The 6021-nt window shown below is 68.8% G+C and carries 4 protein-coding genes; all 4 read right to left on the bottom strand.

Features of this window, described 5'->3' with window-relative positions; genetic code table 11:
• Positions 1–306: 306 nt before the first annotated feature.
• A complete protein-coding gene (locus ROTAS13_RS17905; protein WP_019461438.1) occupies positions 307–2091 on the bottom strand; it encodes a glucan ABC transporter ATP-binding protein/ permease in 1785 nt (594 codons plus the stop codon).
• Between the two features lie 306 nt (positions 2092–2397).
• Positions 2398–2922: a translation initiation factor IF-3 gene (infC, locus tag ROTAS13_RS17900; RefSeq protein ID WP_026033249.1), complete on the bottom strand. Its 525-nt coding sequence runs from the start codon at positions 2920–2922 to the stop codon at positions 2398–2400.
• 63 nt (positions 2923–2985) lie between these two features.
• Complete coding sequence (gene thrS / locus ROTAS13_RS17895) at positions 2986–4941, bottom strand: threonine--tRNA ligase (protein ID WP_058389421.1); 1956 nt, start codon at positions 4939–4941, stop codon at positions 2986–2988.
• 73 nt (positions 4942–5014) lie between these two features.
• Positions 5015–5941, bottom strand: a complete 927-nt coding sequence (locus tag ROTAS13_RS17890) for a glycosyltransferase family 9 protein (protein WP_058389420.1) — start codon at positions 5939–5941, stop codon at positions 5015–5017.
• Positions 5942–6021 lie beyond the last annotated feature (80 nt).

Genomic DNA, 6021 nt, shown 5'->3' with positions numbered 1-6021 from the left:
CGGCAGTGGAGGGCGGCCCCGGCACCGGCCCGGCGCATCTGCGTGGCAATCGCGGCCACACGACCGGTCGCAGTGCCAGCAACGGCGCCTATCTCGGGGGTGGCGGCGTCTATGAACGCGGCCCCGACGGCACCCTGCGTCTCGTGCAGTAATCGGGGGCCCCCCTTCCTGCCTCGCGGGAAGGGGAACCACCGGGAGAAGAAAAAGCCGCCACGGGTCCGTGGCGGCTTTTTCGTGTTCCGGCCTCCCTCCGGGGTGATCCCGGCAAGCGGCGGGGCGGAGGGAGGCTCGCCCCGCACGGCCCTTTCAGGCCGGCACCGGGGCCGGCTGGCTCACCGGGGCGGTCCCGGCGAGCTGGGTCTTCACCAGCTCGGCGAAGCGGCCGTTCAGCGCCACCAGCTCGTCAAAGGTGCCGCGTTCCGTGATGTAGCCGGAATCGAACACCATGATCTCGTCCGCGTCCCGGACGGTGGAAAGCCGGTGGGCGATGATGAAGGTGGTGCGCCCCGCCATCAGGGCCTTCAGCGCCTTCTGCACCCGGGCCTCGGTGGCGGTGTCGAGTGCGCTCGTCGCCTCGTCCAGGATCAGCACCGGCGGATCCTTCAGCAGCGCGCGGGCGATGGAAAGGCGCTGCTTCTGTCCGCCCGAGAGCGTGCTGCCACGCTCGCCGATGAGCGTTTCGTAGCCCTGGGGCTGGCGCATGATGAAGTCGTGCGCCTCGGCCATGCGGCAGGCGTGCTCGATCTGCTCCTGCGTCGCGTCGGGCCGGCCGATCAGCAGGTTCTCGCGGATGGTGCGGTTGAACAGCATCGAATCCTGGAAGACCACGCCGATATTGCCGCGCAGCGAATTCAGCGAGATGTCCCGCAGGTCGTGCCCATCCAGGGTGATCCGGCCGGAGACCGGGTCCCAGAGCCGCTGGAGCAGCGACATGGCGGTGGACTTGCCGGCGCCGGTCTGGCCGACCAGGGCCAGGGTGCGGCCCTGCGGCGCGGTGAAGGAGACGTCCTTGAGGATCAGCGGACCGCCCGGATAGCCGAAGGCCACGTTCTCGAAGCGCACCTCGCCCTTCGCCTGGACGATATCGACGGCGTTCGGCTTCTCCGGCACGGAGGAGCGGGCATCCAGCACGGCGAACATCTCCGCCAGGGCGGGCATCTGCAGCACGGTCTGCGAGGCGAAGGCCACCGCGCCCTCCATGCGGGAGATCAGCATGTTGGCGAAGCCCATGAAGGAGACGATCTCGCCCACCGTCGCCTGCCCCCGCATGTGCAGCCAGGTGCCGAGCAGGAAGATCAGGATGATGCAGATGGTGGAGCAGGCGCGGGTCATCACCGTCACCACCGCCCACCAGTTCAGCACCGGGAACTGGTGCGCCAGGACCTGCTGGATGGTGTCGCCGAAGGCCCGGGTCTCGGCATTGATCCGGGTGAAGGCCTGCACCACCGTCACGTTCGACAGCGCATCCTGCACATTGCCCGCGAGGCCGGAATGGAGCTTCTCCACATGCTCCTGCGCCGCCTGGGTGCGCTTGATCACGAAGATCGAGACGGTGACGAAGATCACCACCAGGGCCATGAGCAGCAGGCCCAGGCGCCAGTTCAGGAAGAGGGTCAGGGGCAGGAGCACGATGGCCGAGAGGAAGGTCATCAGGTGCTCGCGGAAGAAGCCCAGCCAGAGCGAGAACAGCTTGTCCGAGCCGGAGAGCATGATCTTCATGATCCGGCCGGACTGCGTGTCGCCATGGAAGGACAGCGGCAGCGACAGCACGTGCTGGAAGAAGCGGTGCATCGAGACCAGCCGGTTCCGGTGCGACATCCGGTCCGCCAGCAGCGAGGTCGCGACATTCGCCGCGATCCCGGTGAGGCCCACCGCCCCCCAGACCACCAGCAAGGCCATGGCTTGGCGCCAGATCTCGCTGGCGGGCAGGCGGCCGGAGGCGGAAAGGACGTCCACCACCCGCCCGAACAGGACGGGCTCCAGGAACTGCAGCCCGGCCAGGGCCAGAGCGGAGAAGGCGAGGCCGATCGCGACCCATTTGTCTGGCGCCAGGAGACCCAGCACCCTGGCGTAGAGGCGGATGAAATGCATGCGGCTCCCTCACCTTGCCGGCACAAACTCCGTCAGCCGGCGATGGGCCGCAAGCCCGGGGCACGCCGGCCGGTCAGGGCGGGAACGCGTCATCCCCGCTTCGGCTGACCATGCCGGGCCGCTTTTTTCCACCGGTGCGCGGCGCCCGGCCCGACATGCCGCGCGAGGCGCCACCGATGGCGCAAGCGCGACCAGGCGGCCGGGCCGCGAAGCCCACCGCCAGCCGGAATGGGCGAGCCGGAACCGGATCGCCCCATGGGAACGCGCCAGCCGGAAGGAGGAACCTCCGGAGCGGCGCAGCAGATCCTACTTCGGTGCCAGGACCATGATCATCTGGCGGTTCTCCAGGCGCGGCATGGATTCCACCTTCACGGTGTCGCCCAGCTCGGTCCGGATCCGCTCCAGCACCTTGGCACCCAGATCCTGGTGCGCCATCTCGCGGCCGCGGAAGCGAAGCGTCACCTTGACCTTGTCGCCTTCCTCGATGAAGGAGCGCGCGGCGCGCATCTTCACCTCGTAGTCGTGGTCATCGATGTTCGGCCGTACCTTGATCTCCTTGATCTCGACGACCTTCTGCTTCTTGCGGGCCTCGTTGGCCTTCTTCTGCTGCTCGTACTTGTACTTGCCGTAGTCGGTGATCTTGCAGACCGGCGGATCGGCGTTCGGGCTGATCTCCAGGAGATCCATTCCCACATCATAGGCACGCAGCAGGGCCTCGCGCGCGCTCATCACGCCGAGCATCTCGCCGTCCTGATCGATCAGGCGGACCTGCGGGACGCGGATATCCTCGTTTACCCGCGGACCGTCGCGGGTGGGAAGCTGGTTCGGAATAGGGCCTCGGGCCAGGGTTAGCTCCTGTTACGGTTTCGTAGGGATGATTTTATGGTGCGCGGCTCAGGCCGCTGCAACCATGTTCTCGCGCTTGGCATCGGGCGGGACGGCTTCCGCCGCCAGCTTCGCCACGGCCTCGTCCAGGGACAGGGTCTCCTGTTCGCGCCCGGGCAGGCGGCGCAGCACGATCTTCCCTTCCTCGGCCTCGCGCCGTCCGATCACCACCATCAGCGGCACGCGGCCCGCGATATGGTCCGCCACCTTGCGGTTGATCTTCTCGTTGCGCGTGTCGAGCTCCACCCGGAGCCCGGCGGCACGCAGCGCCTGTCCCACCTGCTCGGCATAGGCATCGGCATCGCTGACGATGGTCGCCACCACCACCTGCACCGGCGCGAGCCAGAGCGGGAAGCGGCCGGCATGCTGCTCGATCAGGATGCCGATGAAGCGCTCGAAGCTGCCCAGGATGGCGCGGTGCAGCATGACCGGGCGCTTGCGGCTGCCGTCCTCGGCCACGTACTCGGCGTCCAGGCGCTCCGGCAGCACGAAATCCACCTGCAGCGTGCCGCACTGCCAGTCGCGGCCGATCGCGTCGCGGAGCACGAATTCCAGCTTCGGGCCGTAGAAGGCGCCCTCCCCCGGGTTCATCTCGTATTCCACATTGGCGATGCGGCAGGCCTCGTGCAGCGCGCCTTCCGCGTGGTCCCAGACCTCGTCCGTCCCGGCGCGCTTCCCCGGGCGGTCGGAGAACTTCACCCGGAAGTTCTCGAAGCCCAGGTCGCGGTAGATGGCGGAGAGCAGCGCCACGAACTTGACCGTCTCGCCCGCGATCTGCTCCTCGGTGCAGAAGATGTGCGCGTCGTCCTGGGTGAAGGAGCGCACCCGCATGATGCCGTGCAGCGCGCCCGAGGGCTCGTAGCGGTGGCAGGCGCCGAACTCGGCCATGCGCAGCGGCAGCTCGCGGTAGCTGCGCAGGCCCTGGTTGAAGATCTGCACGTGGCAGGGGCAGTTCATCGGCTTCAGCGCGAGGACGCGGTCCTTCTCGGATTCGTCCTCGACGGTCGCGATGAACATGTTCTCGCGGAACTTCTCCCAGTGGCCGGAAGCGATCCAGAGCTTGCGGTCCACGAGCTGCGGGGTGCGGACCTCCTGGTAGTCCGCATCGTCCAGCCGGCGGCGCATGTAGTCCTCCAGCGCCCGGTAGAGCTTCCAGCCCTTCGGGTGCCAGAAGATGGAGCCGACCGCTTCCTCCTGGAGGTGGAAGAGGTCCATCTCCTTGCCGATCTTGCGGTGGTCGCGGCGCTCGGCCTCCTCCAGCCGGAGCAGATAGGCATCCAGCTCCTTCTGGTCGCGCCAGGCGGTGGCGTAGATGCGGGACAGCATGGCGTTGCGGTGGTCGCCACGCCAATAGGCCCCGGCCACCTTCATCAGCTTGAAGGCGGAGCCGATATCGCCGGTCGAGCGCATATGCGGCCCGCGGCAGAGGTCGAGCCAATCGCCCTGGCGGTAGATGCTGATCGGCACGTCCGCCGGCAGGTCACGGATCAGCTCGGCCTTGTAGCGCTCGCCCTTCTCCTCGAAGAAGCGGATCGCTTCCTCGCGCGGCCAGACCTCGCGCACGAAGCCCGCGTTGCGCGCGACGATCTCGCGCATCTTCGCCTCGATCGCCGGGAAGTCCTCCGGGGTGAAGGGCTCGTTGCGGGCGAAATCGTAGTAGAAGCCGTCCTCGATCGCCGGGCCGATGGTGACCTGGGTGCCGGGGAAGAGCTCCTGCACCGCCTCGGCCAGCACATGCGCCGCGTCGTGCCGGATCAGCTCCAGCGCCTCCGGGTCCTTGCGGGTGACGAAGCGGAGGCTGGAATCCACCTCGACCGGGGTGGCGAGGTCCACCAGCTTCCCGTCCAGCTCCATGGCGAGCGCCGCCTTGGCGAGGCCGGGACCGATGGCGGCCGCGACCGTCGTGCCCGTCACCGCCCCGTCGAAAGAACGGGTGGATCCGTCGGGCAGAGTGATCACGGGCATGGGCGCGGGCCGTTCCTTGCGTGGGGAGGGGTGTGAAACAAGGCGCGACCTTTGGGACCGCGCCCGCAACACGTCAAGGTGGGGCAGATGGTGACGGTGCCGGCAGCACGTCCAGGCCGCGCAGGGCTGTCATGACGGCAGCGGGGTCCAGGCTGTCCAGCGGCAGGCGTTGCAGCGACGCCGCCCTGTCCCCGCGCGGCGCGGTGAGCGCGGGATCGCTGTCCGCGCCGAACAGGGTCAGGGTCGGGCTGCCCACCGCCGCCGCCAGATGGGTGGGGCCGGTGTCGTTGCCCACGGTGAAGGCGGCCCGGCGGAGCAGCGCCGCCAGCTCGAAGAGCGAGGTGCGGCCGGTCAGGTCGATGGCGTCCGGCCGCTCCGCGCGCACCGCTCTGGCCAGCGGTGCCTCGGAGGGGCCGCCCACCACCACGGATGGCAGGGGCAGCAGCGCCGCCAGTGCCGGGAAATGCGGCCAGCGCTTGGCAGGGCGGCTCGGGCTGGCGCCCGGTACCAGCGCGGCGAAGAGTTCCGGCAGGCCGAGATGCGACAGGTCGGCATCCAGCCAGCCCAGATCCGGCGGCGGGAAGTCGTGGATGCCGGCCATCTCCAGCTGTTCCCGCTGCCGTTCCAGCGTGTGCATGGAATCGCGCAGCGGATTGCTGTGCGGATGACTGGCGCCGCGCGCGATGCCCGACCACTCGGGACGGCCGCCGACCAGCAGGCGGTAGCGCGAGGAGCGCCCCGAGGTTTGCAGGTCATAGACCCGGTCGAAGCGCCCGGCCCGCAGCCGGCGCGCGAGGCGCAGCAGGCCGGCGGGCCCGCTCGGCCGCTCGTCCTGCCAGACCTCGTCGAACCAGGGCATGTGCCGGGTGAAGTCCACGAAGGCCTTCGTGGTCAGCAGGGTGACATGGGCGCCCGGATGATGCGCGCGGATCGCCGCGAAGGGGCCGAGGGCCAGCACGACGTCGCCCAGGGCCGAGAGCTTGATGACCAGGATCCTCACAGCAGCTCCCGATACACGCTGTCTCTTGATCACAAGTCTCGACGTCAGCATAGAGAGGTGTAGATCTCGGTGGTCGCCGT

Source organism: Roseomonas sp. TAS13, from assembly GCF_001950415.1.
GTDB lineage: Bacteria > Pseudomonadota > Alphaproteobacteria > Acetobacterales > Acetobacteraceae > Roseomonas > Roseomonas mucosa.
This window is presented reverse-complemented; position numbering and strand designations above follow the sequence as displayed.

What these genes read in the sequence shown, in the direction of transcription:
- ROTAS13_RS17905 (WP_019461438.1), bottom strand. Translation starts at nt 2,091, where the DNA reads ATGCATTTCATCCGCCTCTACGCCAGGGTGCTGGGTCTCCTGGCGCCA.
- thrS (WP_058389421.1), bottom strand. Translation starts at nt 4,941, where the DNA reads ATGCCCGTGATCACTCTGCCCGACGGATCCACCCGTTCTTTCGACGGG.